At 71.8% G+C, this 16,115-nt stretch carries 17 protein-coding genes; 6 read left to right on the forward strand and 11 right to left on the reverse strand.

What is annotated here, in order from left to right; translation table 11 throughout:
• The first annotated feature begins 44 nt into the window (after window positions 1-44).
• Complete coding sequence (locus tag AB0F13_RS01210) at window positions 45-440, forward strand: hypothetical protein (protein ID WP_362073161.1); 396 nt, start codon at window positions 45-47, stop codon at window positions 438-440.
• A 90-nt stretch (window positions 441-530) separates the two neighbouring features.
• On the opposite strand, the gene AB0F13_RS01215 is transcribed toward AB0F13_RS01210, so the two are convergent.
• From AB0F13_RS01215 to afsQ1, 5 genes are all read right to left on the reverse strand, one after another.
• Complete coding sequence (locus tag AB0F13_RS01215; protein WP_362073164.1) at window positions 531-743, reverse strand: PspC domain-containing protein; 213 nt, start codon at window positions 741-743, stop codon at window positions 531-533.
• A 93-nt stretch (window positions 744-836) separates the two neighbouring features.
• Complete coding sequence (locus tag AB0F13_RS01220; protein WP_362073167.1) at window positions 837-1,391, reverse strand: VanZ family protein; 555 nt, start codon at window positions 1,389-1,391, stop codon at window positions 837-839.
• A 67-nt stretch (window positions 1,392-1,458) separates the two neighbouring features.
• The gene (locus AB0F13_RS01225) at window positions 1,459-2,052 is read right to left on the reverse strand and encodes a hypothetical protein (protein ID WP_362073169.1); all 594 of its coding nucleotides are present in this window, start codon (window positions 2,050-2,052) and stop codon (window positions 1,459-1,461) included.
• Window positions 2,049-3,554 (reverse strand): HAMP domain-containing sensor histidine kinase, encoded by a 1,506-nt coding sequence (locus AB0F13_RS01230; protein ID WP_362074423.1) that lies wholly within the window; start codon window positions 3,552-3,554, stop codon window positions 2,049-2,051. The genes AB0F13_RS01225 and AB0F13_RS01230 overlap by 4 nt, the downstream gene beginning before the upstream one ends.
• 113 nt (window positions 3,555-3,667) lie before the next feature.
• Complete coding sequence (gene afsQ1, locus AB0F13_RS01235; protein ID WP_177338123.1) at window positions 3,668-4,345, reverse strand: two-component system response regulator AfsQ1; 678 nt, start codon at window positions 4,343-4,345, stop codon at window positions 3,668-3,670.
• A 216-nt stretch (window positions 4,346-4,561) separates the two neighbouring features.
• On the opposite strand from afsQ1, the gene AB0F13_RS01240 reads away from it, so the two are divergent.
• Entirely contained in the window at window positions 4,562-5,317 is a 756-nt protein-coding gene (locus AB0F13_RS01240; protein WP_362073172.1) for a SigE family RNA polymerase sigma factor, read from the forward strand.
• Window positions 5,318-5,485: 168 nt separating this feature from the next.
• Here AB0F13_RS01240 and AB0F13_RS01245 read toward each other — a convergent pair whose 3' ends face one another.
• Window positions 5,486-6,112 (reverse strand): ATP-binding protein, encoded by a 627-nt coding sequence (locus AB0F13_RS01245; protein WP_362073175.1) that lies wholly within the window; start codon window positions 6,110-6,112, stop codon window positions 5,486-5,488.
• Window positions 6,113-6,236: 124 nt separating this feature from the next.
• On the opposite strand from AB0F13_RS01245, the gene AB0F13_RS01250 reads away from it, so the two are divergent.
• Window positions 6,237-6,665, forward strand: a complete 429-nt coding sequence (locus tag AB0F13_RS01250) for a hypothetical protein (protein ID WP_362073178.1) — start codon at window positions 6,237-6,239, stop codon at window positions 6,663-6,665.
• A gap of 80 nt (window positions 6,666-6,745) precedes the next feature.
• Here the strand turns inward: AB0F13_RS01250 and AB0F13_RS01255 are convergent, their stop codons facing one another.
• From AB0F13_RS01255 to deoC, 3 genes are read right to left on the reverse strand one after another with little or no spacing between them, the layout of a single operon-like run.
• Window positions 6,746-7,636: an aldehyde dehydrogenase family protein gene (locus AB0F13_RS01255; RefSeq protein WP_362073181.1), complete on the reverse strand. Its 891-nt coding sequence runs from the start codon at window positions 7,634-7,636 to the stop codon at window positions 6,746-6,748.
• On the reverse strand, window positions 7,633-9,120 hold the full coding sequence (locus AB0F13_RS01260) for an aldehyde dehydrogenase family protein (protein ID WP_362074426.1): 1,488 nt from the start codon (window positions 9,118-9,120) through the stop codon (window positions 7,633-7,635). Before AB0F13_RS01260 ends, AB0F13_RS01255 begins: the two co-directional genes overlap by 4 nt.
• Window positions 9,117-10,118 carry a deoxyribose-phosphate aldolase gene (deoC, locus tag AB0F13_RS01265; protein ID WP_362074429.1) on the reverse strand — a complete coding sequence of 334 codons (1,002 nt, stop codon included), beginning with the start codon at window positions 10,116-10,118 and terminating at the stop codon, window positions 9,117-9,119. Before deoC ends, AB0F13_RS01260 begins: the two co-directional genes overlap by 4 nt.
• A gap of 370 nt (window positions 10,119-10,488) precedes the next feature.
• On the opposite strand from deoC, the gene AB0F13_RS01270 reads away from it, so the two are divergent.
• The 3 genes from AB0F13_RS01270 to AB0F13_RS01280 all read left to right on the forward strand — a co-directional run bounded on the left by AB0F13_RS01270 (window position 10,489) and on the right by AB0F13_RS01280 (window position 12,856).
• Window positions 10,489-11,493 (forward strand): hypothetical protein, encoded by a 1,005-nt coding sequence (locus AB0F13_RS01270; protein WP_362073184.1) that lies wholly within the window; start codon window positions 10,489-10,491, stop codon window positions 11,491-11,493.
• An 84-nt stretch (window positions 11,494-11,577) separates the two neighbouring features.
• Window positions 11,578-12,225 carry a class F sortase gene (locus tag AB0F13_RS01275; RefSeq protein WP_362073187.1) on the forward strand — a complete coding sequence of 216 codons (648 nt, stop codon included), beginning with the start codon at window positions 11,578-11,580 and terminating at the stop codon, window positions 12,223-12,225.
• Window positions 12,226-12,277: 52 nt separating this feature from the next.
• A complete protein-coding gene (locus AB0F13_RS01280; protein ID WP_362073190.1) occupies window positions 12,278-12,856 on the forward strand; it encodes a PH domain-containing protein in 579 nt (192 codons plus the stop codon).
• Between the two features lie 306 nt (window positions 12,857-13,162).
• Here the strand turns inward: AB0F13_RS01280 and AB0F13_RS01285 are convergent, their stop codons facing one another.
• Together AB0F13_RS01285 and AB0F13_RS01290 are read right to left on the reverse strand one after the other, a co-directional pair.
• Window positions 13,163-14,842, reverse strand: coding sequence for a phospho-sugar mutase (locus tag AB0F13_RS01285; RefSeq protein ID WP_362073193.1), 1,680 nt, complete (start codon window positions 14,840-14,842; stop codon window positions 13,163-13,165).
• Window positions 14,843-15,199: 357 nt separating this feature from the next.
• Entirely contained in the window at window positions 15,200-16,021 is an 822-nt protein-coding gene (locus AB0F13_RS01290; protein WP_362073196.1) for a purine-nucleoside phosphorylase, read from the reverse strand.
• Window positions 16,022-16,115: the final 94 nt, after the last annotated feature.

The raw sequence follows: 16,115 nt of genomic DNA on the forward strand, positions 1-16,115 counted from the left end.
TGCTCGGCATTTCCCGCCATCCCCCGTCACGAGGACAGAATCAGATGAAGCAGGCATCCCTCAAGGCCCTCGGCGCCGCCGCTGTCGGTGCCGCCATCGCCGTCGCCGCTGCGGGCACCGCCTCCGCCGGCACTCTCGAGGCGGTCACCACCACCGCCACCGGCGCGGCCAAGGGGCTCCCGCTCGAACAGGCCGCTCCGATGTCCCCGCTGGGCGGACCGTTGCTCGTCGCCACCGGCCGGCTGATGCGCTCCGGAGTCCTGGAGCAGACGGCCAAGGCGGCCGACATGGTCCTGGCCCCCCGCCTCCCCACCGAGCAGCTGAACGGCCTTCTGGACAACAAGGGCAACGCCGGCGGCCTGCTCGGCGGCCTGCCCGCCAAGGCCATCTCCCCCAACGGCATCCACCTGCCGGGCCTGGGCACCCCCAACATGCGCTGACGGCGCTCCGGGACGAACAGTGCGAACCACGAACGGGCCGCACACCCCCGACGGGGGTGTGCGGCCCGTTTCGGGTGCCGGGCGGCGGCGTCACCAGCCCTTGGCGGCGGCGCGGGAACTGCCCTCGGCGGGCGCCAGGATCCACAGCGCGATGTACAGCAGGAACTGGGGGCCGGGCAGCAGACACGACAGCAGGAAGATCACCCGCATCGTCGTCCGCGAGGTGCCGAAGCGCTCGGCCAGACCCGCGCAGACGCCGGCGATCATCCTGTGGTTACGGGGGCGGACCAGCGGAGCGGACATGGCGGCGACTCCTTCGCGTCAAGTGCCATCGGTGCGGGAACGTTCTCCCGATGACGTCAACGCTACGGCTGCCGGCCAGGGCAAAGCGTCACTCTACGGGGCGATCCCGACCCTGGGGATCGTCGGGGTCAGACCCCTGTCCGTCTCCTCCCGGCGGACGGTCCGGGTAGGACCCGCGTCACCCCTGCGGCGGAGCCGGGACCGCACCGCCGGGACGACCGCCAGGTGCGCCACCGTCACGCCGACGACGTTCAGCAGCAGCGCGTCCACGTCCAGGACCTGGCCCACCACGCCGCCCTGCACCACCTGCAGGACCAGCGAGATCATCGCCGCGGTGAAGACCGTCCGGGCCAGCGAGACCGGCGTCGAGGCCGCGACCCGGCCCCCCGCCCAGGGCAGTAGCACCCCCAGCGGCGCGAACGGCAGCACCGCGGCCCCGATGGACCACGCCGCGTCCCACGGACCGAGCGCCAGATCGGCGCGGATCGTGGCCAGCGGCTCCAGGTGGGAGGCAGTCACCCATGGCGCGGCCAGCGGCCGCAGAGCGAGCCAGCCGACCACCAGGAGATGGACGGACAGGAGGACACAGCCCGCCACGCGGTAGCGGTATCGGAGGGCGGGCGTACCGCCGTAGCCATGACGCTGCACGCCCCCCATGACGCGGCGCGCGGGGCGCGCGGTTCCGCAGCCGCGTACAGAGAGTCAGCGCCGGTCGTCAGGAGGCGGGGGCGGAGCTGCTCTGCACCGCCTCCGGATGAGTGCGCGTCTCCTCGGTGCAGGTGTAGCCGCGGGGCTTGTCGTCGCTGGGCCCGCCCAGCACCACGGTGCTGCTCCCGCCGGCCGCGGGCGTACCGGCGTACGTGCACACGACCTGCGCCAAACCGAGCGGAGGCAGGTCGTCCGGCGCCGTGTTCAGGCGCAGCGTCCCCGCCGGGTCGCCCTTGCGCGGCCCGGCGACCGTCAGCCGCTGCGGCACGTCGGTGGAGAAACCGGCCTCGTCCTCCACGGGAGCGGGCTGCCGCCGCAGTTCGTCGAGGAGCACGCGGGCCAGCGCCACGGCGTCGTCCGCCTCCTGGACGGCGACCACCCGGGTCACGGGGAGTAGCTGCGAGGTGCACACGAGCTGGACGGACAGTGTGACGCTGCCCGGGGGCGGCGCACTTTGCGGGCCGGGGCGCGTGGTGCACGTCGCACGCGAGGGTGCGCTCCCGGCGTCCACGGGCACGGCCGTGCCCCGGATGCCGCATCCGGCCAGCAGGGTCAGCCCGGCGGCCAGGACTGCCGTACGGGTGGCGCTGGTGCCTCTCACTGCGCGCTCCCTTCCGCCGGGCCGGCGGTCGGCGCGGCGCCCTCGCCCTCGGTCCCGGAGACGTCGCGGGGGAGGGTGAGGGTGAAGACGGCGCCGCCCTCCGGCGAGTTCGCCGCGGTGATCTCGCCCCCGTGGATGTGGGCGTTCTCCAGGGCGATGGACAGGCCCAGGCCGCTGCCCTCGGAGCGCGGACGCGAGGCGCTCGCCTTGTAGAAGCGGTCGAAGACGTGCGGCAGCACGTCCTCGGGGATGCCGGGCCCGTGGTCGCGCACCGCGATCACCAGCGCCTCGTCCGTCTGCCGCACCGACACCCGCACCGGGGAGCCGCCGTGCTTGAGGGCGTTGCCGATGAGGTTGGCGAGTATGACGTCCAGGCGGCGCGGGTCGAGCCGGGCCATGATGCCGCGCTCGGCGTCCAGTTCGACGGCGTCGAGCCAGGCGCGGGCGTCGATGCACGCCGTGATCTGGTCGGCGATGTCCACGTCGTCCAGGACCAGCCGGGCCGTGCCCGCGTCGAAGCGGGTGACCTCCATCAGGTTCTCCACCAGGTCGTTCAGTCGGCGGGTCTCGCTCACCACGAGCTGCACCACGGGCGCGATCATCGGGTCGAGGGACTCCGCCTCCTCCTCCAGCACCTCCGTCACGGCGGTGATCGCCGTGAGCGGGGTCCGCAGCTCGTGCGACATGTCGGCGACGAAGCGCCGGCTCGCCGCCTCCCGGGAGCTCAGGTCCTCCACCCGCTTCTGCAGCGACTCCGCCGTCTTGTTGAAGGTCCGCGACAGATCGGCCAGCTCGTCGGTGCCCGACACCTGCAGCCGGGTGTCCAGCTTCCCCTCGCCGAGCCTGCGCGCCGCGTCACCGAGCCGCTGCACGGGCCGCAGCACCGTCGAGGCGGCGGCCTGGGCGAGCAGGGCGGAACCGATCAGGGCCAGGCCCGTGGCGATCCCCAGCGACCAGGCGAGCGAGTTGAGGTCGGCCCGCTCGTTGTCGAGCGACTTCAGCAGATAGCCCGTGGGGCCGCCGCCGATCACCTTCGCGCCGCCGACGAGGTACGGCTTGCCGCCGAGCGTGATCCGCTGCCAGTACAGGTGGTACGGGAAGGGATTGGAGTCGTCGACCTTCCGCTCCCGGTTGACGGCGGTCACCAGCGTCTTCGGCACGACGTCGAGCGTGAACAGGTCCCGGTTGGAGGGCGCCGCGCAGTCGCCGCCGCCCTTGACCTTGCCGATCAGCAGCACCTCGTACTTCTGCGAGGTGTCCGCCATCCGGTCCGCGGCCTCCTGCAGCTCCGGGCAGGTCGGGTTCAGCGGCAGGGACCCGGTGTTGTCCTGGAGCGACTTGCGGAAGTCGTCGAGAGCGGCGTTCTGCGTACGGGTGAGGACCGCGTCGCGGTTGAGCCAGTACGCGATGGCTGACGCCGACACGGCGGCGGCCAGGGCCACCAGAGCGAAGACGAGCATCAGCCGCAGCCGCAGGCTGATCCACCGCATGCTCAGCTTCATGACGTTCGTGGCCGCCGCCCAGCCCCGCACCCGACCGGGCTCTTCTGTCACTGTTGGCTCTCTGTCCTCTGCACTGCGGATGTACTACGACGGGATCGTCGCCGCGGACGTCCCTACTGCGGGGCGTCCAGGCGGTAGCCGACCCCACGGACCGTACGGATCAGCGTCGGCGACGACGGCACGTCCTCGACCTTGGCGCGCAGCCGCTGCACACAGGCGTCCACCAGGCGGGAGTCGCCGAGGTAGTCGTGCTCCCACACCAGCCGCAGCAGCTGCTGCCGCGACAGGGCCTGCCCCGGCCGGCGGCTGAGCTCCAGCAGCAGCCGCAGCTCGGTCGGCGTCAGCTGCAGGTCCTGGCCGTTCTTGGTGACCGTCATCGCGGACCGGTCGATGACCAGCGAACCGAAGGACGCCGAGTCGCTCGACTCGCGCTCGCCACGGCGCAGTACCGCCCGGATCCGGGCGTCCAGCACCCGGCCCTGCACGGGTTTGACCACGTAGTCGTCCGCACCGGACTCCAGGCCGACGACGACATCGATGTCGTCGTTGCGGGCGGTGAGCAGAATGATCGGCAGCTGGTCGGTGCGCCGGATCCGGCGGCACACCTCGAAACCGTCGATACCGGGCAGCATCACGTCCAGCACGATCAGATCCGGCCGCTGCTCGCGCAGCATCTTCAGGCCGTCCTCACCCGTCGCCGCAGTCACCACACGGTGACCCTGGCGGGACAGGGAGAATTCGAGAGCCGTGCGGATGGCGTCGTCGTCCTCGATCAGCAACAGGAAAGGCACGGTGGTCATTCTGGCCTAAGACTGGCCGGTAGTTCGACAGAAGGACGCCGCAGCGACCCGCCACGCCCCGGCAACAGCGACGGCACGGCCTGTTGCAGGGCTGTGACAGTCGGCGGACAGCGCGATGAAACTGGCCCGGCAGGCTTTGGGTCACCGGGCAGAACGCGGTCCGGGTCACTGACGGACCGAGCTGGCTCCACCGACGGGGGGCGCGAGATGAACACACTGCACAGCACCACGAACAGCGCAGTTCGCACGCGTCTGCACGATGCCGGCCGGAGCGCGGAGAAGTCCGGTGCCGTGGGCGGGCGGGGGTGCGCTCGCGGCACCGGACGTACGGTACGGCCGCCGTACATGGTGGCCATCGACGCGATCGCGTACGGGGAGCCCACAGCAGGCGCGGGGGGCGCCTCGGGGGCAACGGGGGAGAAGCCCACGGGCGTTTCGCGGGCGGAGGCGGAGTTCACCGCCTACGTCCAGGAGCGCCGGGCCTCCCTGTACGCGACCGCGTACCACCTCACCGGTGACCGTTACGAGGCCGAGGACCTGCTGCAGAGCGCGCTGTTCTCGACGTACCGCGCCTGGGACCGCATCACCGACAAGGCCGCGGTCGGCGGTTATCTGCGCCGCACCATGACCAACCTGCACATCAGCGCCTGGCGGCGCCGCAAGCTCAACGAGTACCCGACCGAGGAACTGCCGGAGACGGCCGGTGAGACGGACGCCATGCGCGGCACCGAGCTGCGCGCCGTCCTCTGGCAGGCACTCGCCCGGCTGCCCGAGCTCCAGCGCACCATGCTCGTGCTCCGCTACTACGAGGGCCGCACGGACCCGGAGATCGCGGAGATCCTCGGCATCAGCGTCGGCACGGTGAAGAGCAGCATCTGGCGCTCGCTGCGCCGGCTGCGCGACGACGAGGTCATCGGCTCCGGCCGGGGCGTACGGGAGTCCTTCGGGGAACTCGTGGCCTAGCCGGTAACGGGGGCGGGGGGAGCTCCCGGGGCACCAACGGGGGGAAACACGGGGGAAGAGAGCGGGCGGGCAGCCGGGGGGACTGCCTCGCCCGCTCTCGCATGCCCGGATACGTGCGCCCGCACGCGTACGTTCACACCCGCCCGGAAGCGGACGGCCCAAGCACGCTCAGGAGTGGACGCTCTCGCGCCGCCCGGCGGCCGCGGCGGCGATCCGGCCCATGGCCGTCTCCCGGCCGCAGGCGAACGCGCCGAGCGCCGTCTGGCGGGCCACGATGGCCCGTTCGGAGCGCATCAGGCGCAGGCCCCGGCGGACCAGCACGGGGACGGGCTTGCGGGCCTCGCGCAGGTCGCGCAGCAGGCGGCGGCGGAAGGTCGTCGAGGGCCGCCCGCGCAGGCACAGGGCGTCGGCGAGGTGACCCAGATCATGGCACCGGTCGATGATGTCGGCGGCGAAGATGCCCTCCGCTATGAACAGCGGGGTGCGGCCGATGTCCAGCGCGGTGGCGCCGGTGCGCGAGCTGGTGGAGATGTCGTACAGCGGCACGTCCGTACGGCTCGTGCGGCACAGCTCGTCGATCGCCGCGACGGCCGCCTCCGCGTCCCAGGACAGCGGCGAGTCCCAGTCGGTGCCGCCGTCGTCGGGCAGCCGGGGGAGCGTCGGGTCGTGACCCTCCTTGTAGAAGTCGTCCAGGTTGAGCACGGGCAGCCCGGTGCGGGCGGCGAGGGACGACTTCCCGGAACCGGACGGGCCGGTGAGCAGGATGACGCGCGCGGAGGTCAGGAGGGATGTCACGGGACACCAGTGTGAGGCATTGAGCCGTATGGGGGGTCCCCCCGGGTCGTCGGCTCACTTTGCGCGCCGCCTCCGTTACCGTGAGCGCCCTACTGAGTTCTTTCCCCTTCGCTCTGGTGATGTGATGACCTCCCCCACCCGTCACGCGCGTCCCGCGTCCCCGCCGTCGCTCTCCCGTGCCCTGAAGTGCCTGGGCCTGACCGTCTCGGCGGGCGCCGCGCTCGTCGGCGCCGGCGGCGCGGCCCCGGCCCACGCGGACACCTCGGGGCCCTCCGCCACCGTCGGCCCGATCGACGTGGGAGCGGCTCTGCAGGACGGGGCCGGCACCGCCCTGGTGCAGTCCGTCACCGCGGCGGGCCTGGGGCTGAGGGAGTTCCCCGTCAACCCCCTCGCCCGCGGCGGTTTCAACCCGCTGGACAACTCGGTGGGCACGCAGATCAGCGACTTCCAGCCGGTGAGCACCGCGATGATCACCGGACCGCTGGCCAAGAGCAGCAAGGTCGAGCAGCTACCGCTGGTCGGCGGTCTGGTGAACACCCTGCTGGTGCACTGAAGCACCCCGCGCGCAGCACGTACGCCGACGGCGGCTCCCCGGACGCACCGGGGAGCCGCCGTCGTGTCGTGGCAGGGCCGTCAGTACGACGAGCCGCCCGCGCCCAGCGAACCCGTGGGGTGCCAGACGGTCTTCGTCTCCAGGAAGGCGGTCAGCCGGTCCGTGCCCGGGTCGGCGGACCAGTCCACAGCCTGTGGACGGACGACGCGCTTGAGGTTGTCGGCCGCGGCGATCTCCAGGGCCTTCGCCAGCTCGGCGTCGGCACCCGCCAGATCGATCGCGTTGACGTCCTGGTGCGCGGCGAGCGACGGAGAGATCTCCGCGGCCTTGCCGGACAGGATGTTGACGACACCGCCGGGCACGTCGGAGGTGGCCAGCACCTCGCCCAGCGACAGAGCGGGCAGCGGCGCCTTCTCGGACGCGATGACGATCACCGTGTTGCCCGTGGCGATCGCCGGGGCGATCACGGACACCAGGCCCAGGAACGACGACTCCTGCGGCGCCAGGACGGCCACCACGCCGGTCGGCTCGGGCGAGGAGACGTTGAAGAACGGCCCCGCGACCGGGTTGGTGCCACCGACGACCTGGGAGATCTTGTCGGTCCAGCCCGCGTACCAGACCCAGCGGTCGATCGCCGCGTCCACCTGCGCCGCGGCCTTGGCCTTGGACAGCCCCTCGGCGTCGGCGACCTCGGCGACGAACTGGTCCCGGCGGCCCTCAAGCATCTCGGCGACGCGGTAGAGCACCTGACCGCGGTTGTACGCGGTCGCGCCCGACCAGCCGCCGAACGCCTTGCGCGCCGCCACGACGGCGTCACGGGCGTCCTTGCGGGACGACAGGGGCGCATTGGCGAGCCAAGTGCCTTTGGAGTCGGTCACCTCGTACACCCGCCCGCTCTCGGACCGGGGGAACTTGCCCCCGACGAACAGCTTGTAGGTCTTGAAGACACTGAGCCGATCAGTCTGCTTCATCGGTCGCGCTCACCCTCTCGCTCGCTGCGCTCGTTCGACGGCTCGGCTGCTCCAGCGAGGTAGGCCTCCAGACCGTGACGGCCACCCTCGCGGCCGAAGCCCGACTCCTTGAAGCCGCCGAAGGGCGAGGTCGGGTCGAACTTGTTGAACGTGTTGGCCCAGACGACGCCGGCCCGCAGCTTGCCCGCCACGGCGAGCATCCGCGAACCCTTCTCGGTCCAGATGCCGGCCGACAGTCCGTACTGCGAGTTGTTGGCCTTGGCGACGGCCTCACCCGGCGTACGGAAGGTCAGCACGGACAGCACCGGGCCGAAGATCTCCTCGCGGGCGATGCGGTGCGCTTGGGTGACGTTCGTGAACAGCGTCGGCGCGAACCAGTAGCCGTTGCCGGGCAGCTCGCAGGCCGGGGCCCAGCGCTCGGCACCCTCGGCCTCGCCGCTGTCGGCCAGGGCCTTGATGCGGGCCAGCTGCTCGGCGGAGTTGATCGCGCCGACGTCGGTGTTCTTGTCCAGCGGGTCGCCGACGCGCAGGGTGGACATGCGCCGCTTGAGAGCGTCCAGCAGCTCGTCCTGGACCGACTCCTGCACCAGCAGGCGCGAGCCCGCGCAGCAGACCTGGCCCTGGTTGAAGAAGATGCCGGTGATGATGCCCTCGACGGCCTGGTCGATGGGCGCGTCGTCGAAGACGATGTTGGCGCCCTTGCCGCCCAGCTCCAGCGTGAGCTTCTTGTCCGTACCGGCGAGGGTACGGGCGATCTCCTTGCCGACGCCGGTGGAACCCGTGAAGGCCACCTTGTCGATGCCGTCGTGCGCGACGAGCGCCGCACCGGTCGAACCGTCACCGGTCAGGATGTTGACGACACCCTTGGGCAGGCCCGCCTGGCGGCAGATGTCCGCGAAGAACAGGGCCGACAGGGGAGTGGTCTCGGCCGGCTTGAGCACGACCGTGTTACCGGCGGCCAGCGCGGGGGCGATCTTCCAGGCCAGCATCAGCAGCGGGAAGTTCCACGGGATGACCTGACCGGCCACGCCCAGCGCCTTCGGGTTCGGCCCGAAGCCGGCGTGGTCGAGCTTGTCGGCCCAGCCCGCGTAGTAGAAGAAGTGCGCGGCGACCAGCGGGAGGTCCGCGTCGCGGGTCTCCTTGATCGGCTTGCCGTTGTCGAGCGTCTCCAGGACGGCCAGCTCGCGCGAGCGCTCCTGGATGATCCGGGCGATGCGGAACAGGTACTTCGCGCGCTCCGCGCCCGGCAGGGCGGACCACTTCTCGAACGCCTTGCGGGCGGCCTTGACGGCGGCGTCCACGTCCTCGGCCGACGCCTGCGCGACCTCGGACAGCACCTCCTCGGTGGAGGGGGAGACGGTCTTGAAGACCTTGCCGTCGGAGCCCTCGCGGAACTCGCCGTCGATGAAGAGCCCGTAGGACGGGGCGATGTCGACGACCGCGCGCGACTCCGGCGCCGGTGCGTATTCAAAAGCCATGGTCAGTCCACCGTCACGTAGTCGGGACCGGAGTAGCGCCCGGTGCTCAGCTTCTGGCGCTGCATCAGCAGGTCGTTGAGGAGGCTGGAGGCGCCGAAACGGAACCACTCGTTGGTCAGCCACTCCTCGCCCACGGTCTCGTTGACCAGCACCAGGAACTTCAGTGCGTCCTTGGTGGTGCGGATGCCGCCGGCGGGCTTGACGCCCACCTGCACCCCGGTCGTGGCGCGGAAGTCGCGCACGGCCTCCAGCATCAGCAGGGTGTTCGCCGGGGTGGCGTTCACCGCGACCTTGCCGGTCGAGGTCTTGATGAAGTCGGCGCCCGCGAGCATGCCCAGCCAGGAGGCACGGCGGATGTTGTCGTACGTCGACAGCTCACCGGTCTCGAAGATCACCTTCAGGCGGGCGGCGGAACCGTCCTCCCGGCGGCAGGCGTCCTTGACGGCCTTGATCTCTTCGAAGACGGAGAGGTAACGGCCGGAGAGGAAGGCCCCCCGGTCGATCACCATGTCGATCTCGTCCGCCCCGGCGGCGACGGCGTCCTTGGTGTCCGCCAGCTTGACCGGCAGCGCGGCCCGCCCGGCGGGGAACGCGGTCGCGACGGAGGCCACCTTCACGCCGGAGCCCCGCAGGGCCTCGGCGGCGACGGCCGCCATGTCGGGGTAGACGCAGATCGCGGCGGTGCGAGGGGTGTCGCGGTCCGTCGGGTCCGGGTTGACGGCCTTGGCGCACAGCGCCCGGACCTTGCCCGGGGTGTCCGCGCCCTCCAGGGTCGTCAGATCGATCATGGAGATCGCCAGGTCGATGGCGTAAGCCTTCGCCGTCGTCTTGATCGAGCGGGTGCCGAGCGCTGCCGCGCGGGCCTCCAGCCCGACCGGGTCGACGCCCGGGAGGCCGTGCAGGAAGCGGCGCAGAGCACCGTCGGAGGCGGTCACGTCCGCCATCGACGCCAGTCGCTCGGCGGCCTCGTTGCCGTTTGAGGGGACTGTTGGAGGAGGGTGCATGGTCACCCGATCAGCATATCTACGCGCGTAGCGCGTGTCACCCCCTGGGGGTGAGCAAAGCCGTGACCAGCAAGATCACTTGGCGGGCACGGGCACGGGCGCCGTCGCGGGTGCGCCCGGGCCGTCCGGGCCGAAGGCTCGTCCGAACCGTACTGCCCGATTCGGCCGGTTTCAATCGGAAGTGGCGACTCATCTTCCACTTCCTGCCGATGGCTGTCGATGTTTCGTGACAAAAAGCGGAAACTTCGATCACTTGTGATCCATAAGCTTTTTCTCAGCAGAACCGCCCGACCTCTCCGGCCCCACCCGAACCGAGGGAAGCGGCATGCGAATCCCTATTTCCCAGGCCCTATCCCGCCAGGAGCCCAGCATGTCAGCTTTGTCCCCGCGCCGCCTTCCCCGTAGCCTCAAGGGCACGGGCGGTGCCCCCATCGCCTTCCGCGCCGCCGTCGCCTCCGCCGCTCTCGCCTCCGCCCTGCTGGCCCCGGCGACCGCCGCCTTCGCGGCAGAGCCCGCGACCCCCGCGATTCCGGCCGCGCCGTCCGCACCTGCCAAGGCGGCCGAGCAGACCGCCGGGACCACCGCCCCCGCCAAGGCGGACGAGAAGACCGGCACCAAGAAGGACGCCGCCGCCGAGGCCGAGACGGGGAAGAAGACCGAGGCCGGCAAGGGTGCGGCAAAGGCCAAGGAGACCGAGAAGGTTTACGGTTCGTGGTGGCTGCACCGGACTGTGACGCTTGATGACGGCAGCGTGGTGAAGGTGTACGAGTCGGGTCCTGAGACCCACCGGGCCGATGTTGTTGTCGATGGCAAGGTCGTCAAGTCGTTCACGGCCAATGGCAAGGATGTGACGGTCGACTACAACGGCATGAAGCTCACGCTGACCGCTCTGAACGGTGAGATCCGCACCGAGAAGGTCTACGGTTCGTGGTGGCTGCACCGGACTGTGACGCTTGATGACGGCAGCGTGGTGAAGGTGTACGAGTCGGGTCCTGAGACCCACCGGGCCGATGTTGTTGTCGATGGCAAGGTCGTCAAGTCGTTCACGGCCAATGGCAAGGACGTGACGGTCGACTACAACGGCATGAAGCTCACGCTGACCGCTCTCAACGGTGAGATCCGCACCAAGGGCGCCGACACCGCCACCACCACCGGCAGCGAGGCCAAGGCCACCAACGCCTCCACCCGGCTCGTCCCGTCCGGCGCCGCGCAGACCAGGGCCGTCCCGCAGGGCGGCGTCGCGGCCGGTGCCGAAGGCGTCCGTGACGGCAACGACACGGCGCTCCTCGCGGCCGGTGGCGCCCTCGCCTCGGTCAGCGCCGCGGGCATCGCGTTCGCCGTGCTGCGCCGCCGTGCCGTCGGCGCCGGCGTCTGATCCGCACCTCCACCGACCCACAAGGGTGGGCCGCCCCTCACCGGCGGCCCGCCCTTGTGGCGTAGCGCCCGTCAGGAGTTCCGCATGACCCAGCCCTCCGCCTCCCGGCCCCGGCGTGGCGCCGCGGCCTCGCTGCTCGTCCTCGCTCTCGGCGGCGGCCTGCTCGCCTGCGGCACCGGGACGCACGCGGCCGGCGCCCACGTGGCGGCGACCACCGCGCCCCGGCCCACCGCCACCGTCGCCCCGCTGCCGGCCTCCAAGCCCGTCCGCGTCAGCGTGCCCGCCGCATCGGTCGACGCGGGGCCCCTCCTCGACCTCGGTCTGGCCGACGACGGCACTGTCGAGGTGCCGTCCGTGGAACAGGCCGATCGCATCGGCTGGTACGACAAGGGCGTCACGCCCGGCGAGACCGGGCCCGCCGTCCTCATCGGTCACTTCGACACCGCGAAGGGCCCGGCCGTCCTCAAGGACATCGCCAAGGTCAGGACCGGCGATCCCATCACCGTCACCCGCGCCGACGGCTCCACCGCCACCTTCACCGTCCGGGAACTGCAGCAGGTCGGCAAGAAGAACTTCCCCACCCGCAAGGTCTACGGCAACACCGACCGCCCCGAGCTCCGCCTGATCACCTGCGGCGGTGACCTGCGCGACGGCCACCGGCCGGACAACATCGTCGTCTACGCCGACCTCACCGCGACCAAGGCCGCCGCCGCCCCGGGAGGACACCCGTAGCGTTGCCGTACCGCAACGTCCGGCAGCCGCCCGGTCGGGCAGAATCGGCGCCATGACGAGTTCCCCGAAGGCCCCCGGTCAGGACTACGCCGAGCGGTGCTACCGCTCCTCCGCCGGCATCGGCGGTGGCGTCCTGCTGCTGGGCCTGGCCGCCTGGCTGGGCGGCGACGCGATCGTCGGCGGCGAGGGCGGCACGCCGTGGCTCGCGCTGGCGGGGCTGCTCTTCGCGGTGCCGCTGATCATCGCGTTCACGCTGCGACCCGCCGTCTGGGCGGGGGAGGAGCGGCTGCTGGTGCGCAATCCGTTCCGCACGATCACGTTGTCGTGGGACTCTGTCGAGGCCGTGCGCGCCGGGTACTCCAGTGAAGTGCTCGCCGGCGGTGCGAAGTACCAGCTGTGGGCCATTCCCGTCTCCCTGCGCCAGCGCAAGCGGGCCGCGCGAGCGAGTGCGCGTGGCGGGGACGAGTCGTCCCGGGCGCCTTCGGACCAGGCCGTCCAGGAGCTGAACGAACTCGCGGAACAGCACACCGCGGGTGAGGGAAGTGCGCCGACCGTCCGCTGGGCGTACGAACTGATCGTGCCGGCGCTGGTGGGGTTGGTGCTGTTCGTGGTGCTGGCCGTAGTCGCCTGACCGCCGCCGTGACGGGGGTGGTGCAGGTCCGTTGTGCCGTGGGACCACCGGGCCGCAGCCGCCGTACCGGCGGGAGGGGGGCGGGACGGCCCTGGCAGGGGGCGTAAGGGTTATTTGCGGCGGCTTTCGGGGCACCCCGACAGGGTGCCGTTGCCGTAAATAATCCAGCCCCCAGAAGGGCCCGTCCCGCCCCGCCCCCGGCCCCACAAGGAGCCACCGGAGCCGCCGGATGCGGGCGGCCCCCAAAAGAGCCGTCCCGCCCCGACCCTGACCCCCACCGGCTGGCCGGTCACCGGAAGCGGAGGGTCAGATCCCCGCGGCCCGCGCCACGTCCGTCTTGATCGCCGCCAGGACCTCGGCCGCCCGCCCGCGCGCGTCCACCAGCCCGCTCGCGGACGCCACCGGCACCACGACCTCCAGGTAGCACTTCAGCTTCGGCTCCGTGCCGCTCGGCCGCACGATGACCCGTGCCCCCGAGACCGTCCCGGCCTCATCGCCCGCCAGGGCGTACCGCAGACCGTCCGTCGGCGGCAGCGCCTCCGTGCCCTTCGTCAGGTCCTCCGCCGACACCACGTGCAGCCCGGCCAGCACCGTCGGCGGCTGCTCGCGCAGACGCCGCATCGCCGAGGCGATCAGCGACAGGTCCTCCACCCGGACCGAGAGCTGGTCCGTCGCGTGCAGCCCGTGCTCGACCGCCAGGTCGTCCAGCAGGTCGCTCAGCGTCCGCCCCGACGCCTTCAGCTCCGCCGTCAGCTCGGCCACCAGCAGCGCCGCGGTGATGCCGTCCTTGTCCCGTACGCCCTCGGGGTCGACGCAGTAGCCCAGCGCCTCCTCGTAGGCGTACCGCAGACCGTCCACGCGGGCGAGCCACTTGAAGCCCGTCAGCGTCTCCTCGTACGACGCCCCGGCGGCGGCCGCGGCGATGCGGGACAGCAGCGAGGACGAGACGATCGTCGTCGCGAACGTGCCGCGGGCGCTCTTGTGCACCAGATGCGTGGCCAGCAGCGCCCCCACCTCGTCACCGCGCAGCATCCGCCAGCCCTCGACGGTGTCCGGCGCCGGCACCGCCACGGCGCAGCGGTCCGCGTCGGGGTCGTTGGCGATGATGATGTCCGGCGCGTTCTCCCCGGCCGCACGGGCCGTCGCGAAGGCCAGGTCCATCGCCCCGGGCTCCTCCGGGTTGGGGAACGCGACCGTCGGGAAGTCCGGGTCCGGCTCGGCCTGCTCCGCGACGACGACCGGCGCGGGGAAGCCCGCACGGGCGAAGGCGGCGGTCAGGACGGAGCGGCCGACACCGTGCAGGGGCGTGTAGACGACGCGGACATCACGGGGGGAGCCGCCCGTCAGGACGGCGTCGGTGCGCTCCAGGTAGGCGCCGACCACGGCGTCCTCGCGGAGGGTCTCCCAGCCGGCGGACGGCCGGGGCACGTCGTCGAGGCTCGCGATGGCCGCGATCTCGGCGGCGATCTCCGCGTCGGCCGGGGGCACGATCTGGGAGCCGTCACCGAGGTAGACCTTGTAGCCGTTGTCGCGCGGCGGGTTGTGGCTCGCGGTGACCTCGATGCCGGCGACGGCACCGAGGTGGCGGATCGCGAAGGCGAGGACGGGCGTGGGCAGGGGCTCGGGGAGCAGCGCCGCCTTCAGCCCGGCGCCCACCATGACGGCGGCGGTGTCGCGGGCGAAGTCGGCGGACTTGTGGCGGGCGTCGTAGCCGATGACGACGGTGCCGTTGGTGTGGCCCTGCTTCTTGAGGTACGCGGCGAGGCCGGCGGCGGCGCGGATCACGACGGTGCGGTTCATGCGCATGGGGCCGGCGCCGAGTTCGCCGCGGAGACCGGCGGTGCCGAACTGCAGGGTGCCGGCGAAGCGGGCGCCGAGCTCGGTGAGGTCGCCGGCGTCGATGAGCTTGGCGAGCTCGTCGCGGGTCTCGGGGTCGGGGTCCTCGGCGAGCCAGGTCCTGGCCTGTGCGATGAGGTCTCGCTCCACGGTTTTCCTCCGGAGGTATTTGAGGGTGCGCATGGCGTGCGGTGCGTGGTCGGGGCCGGGGCGGGACGGGCCCCTCTGGGGGCTGGATTATTTACGGCAACGGTCAGCCGTTCAGGTTGCCCGGAACGTCGCCGCAAATAACCCTTACGCCCCCTGCCGGGGCCCGTCCCGCCCCGGCCCCTCCGGCCGGTACGGCGGCCGCGGGCCGGTGGGGCTGCCTCAGCCCCCACCGATGTCGGACGACTGTCGGGTGATCGGACGGGAGGGCGGGCGCAATCGCGCCGAAGGCGCGGAAACGCCCGTGCCGGAGGCGCAAGGGCCCCCGGCACGGAGTGACAGACGGCGTGATCGCCAGGGTCAGAGCTTCGGAAGGACCTGCGCCAGGAGCGAGCCCATGCGAGCCGCCGCGTCGCGGCCGGCCTCGAGGACCTCCTCGTGGTTCAGCGGCTCGCCCGTCATGCCCGCGGCGAGGTTCGTGACGAGGGAGATGCCCAGGACCTCGGCGCCCGCCTCGCGGGCCGCGATGGCCTCGAGGGTGGTGGACATGCCGACGAGGTCGCCACCGAGGGTGCGGACCATCTTGATCTCGGCCGGGGTCTCGTAGTGCGGGCCGGGGAGCTGGACGTAGACGCCCTCCTCCAGGGTGGCGTCGACCTCCTTGCACAGGGCACGCAGACGCGGGGAGTAGAGGTCGGTGAGGTCGACGAAGTTGGCGCCGACGATCGGCGAGGTCGCCGTCATGTTGATGTGGTCGCTGATCAGCACCGGCTGGCCGGGGCGCATGCCCTCGCGGAGGCCGCCGCAGCCGTTGGTCAGGACGACGGTCTTGCAGCCGGCGGCGACGGAGGTGCGCACGCCGTGGACGACGGCGGCGACGCCGCGGCCCTCGTAGTAGTGCGTACGGCCGAGGAAGACGAGCGCGCGCTTGTCGTTGACCTTGTAGGAGCGGACCGTGCCCGCGTGGCCCGCGACGGCGGCCGGCGTGAAGCCGGGCAGCTCGGTGACCGGGAACTCGGCCTCGGGGGCGCCGAGCGCCTCGGTGGCGGGGACCCAGCCGGAGCCCATGACCAGGGCGACGTCGTGGGTCTCGGCGCCTGTGAGCTCGCGCAGGCGGGCGGCGGCGGCGTCGGCCGCGGCGTACGGGTCGGCCTGGATCTCGGGGGTAACTGATGCGTTCACGCGGACGAGGGTAGCCGCTAATGGCCTACGCGCGTAGATGTCGCTGGTTACGGTGTTCGGATTGTTGCTTTGTACTTTGTGACGAGATGGAGTC

Origin of the sequence: Streptomyces sp. NPDC026206, from assembly GCF_040638465.1 — a bacterium.
GTDB lineage: Bacteria > Actinomycetota > Actinomycetes > Streptomycetales > Streptomycetaceae > Streptomyces.